The 535-nt window shown below is 39.4% G+C and carries 1 protein-coding gene; it reads right to left on the bottom strand.

The features are described from left to right. Positions 1-11: 11 nt before the first annotated feature. Positions 12-359 (bottom strand): cupin domain-containing protein, encoded by a 348-nt coding sequence (locus R0J92_RS21605; protein WP_411053143.1) that lies wholly within the window; start codon positions 357-359, stop codon positions 12-14. Positions 360-535 lie beyond the last annotated feature (176 nt).

Genomic DNA, 535 nt, shown 5'->3' with positions numbered 1-535 from the left:
CGCGAATATATTCAAAGTATAGACATAGCCGGCACCAATTCCTCGCTTTCAACGACAATGGCCATCATTCCTTCAACTGATCTTGTCTCGTGCCATTCATCCTTATTCCAGAATACCGCGTCACCAGCCCCTACTTTAAAATAATCTTCTTGCTCGCCTCTCACAAGTCCCTCTCCGCTCACTATTAAAAGAAGTTGTGGACTCACTGCTTGGTGATAGCCGACTACTCCATCCTTTTCTAAATGCATACAACTAATATGGGCAACTTGAGTTGTTTGAATAATTCGAGACATAATGAAATCTGAATTGAATCTAGTGATTTTTTTGCCACAATTTTTATTGAATTTGAAGAGCTCCATTTCATTCCTCCATAGATACATAAAGTGTTCGAGTTTAGTAAGAATTAAACTATCCAACTAGTTTAAGGCCACGCCCCTAATGTATTAAACACCTTACCTGCACTCAATTGCTATCTATTAGCCAACAAAGAAAACATGCACGCATCATGAGAACGGTCGTCTTGATAAAGATAGCC

It is taken from the genome of Tritonibacter sp. SIMBA_163, assembly GCF_046535935.1.
In the GTDB taxonomy this organism is placed as follows: Bacteria; Pseudomonadota; Alphaproteobacteria; order Rhodobacterales; family Rhodobacteraceae; genus Epibacterium; species Epibacterium scottomollicae.
This window is presented reverse-complemented; position numbering and strand designations above follow the sequence as displayed.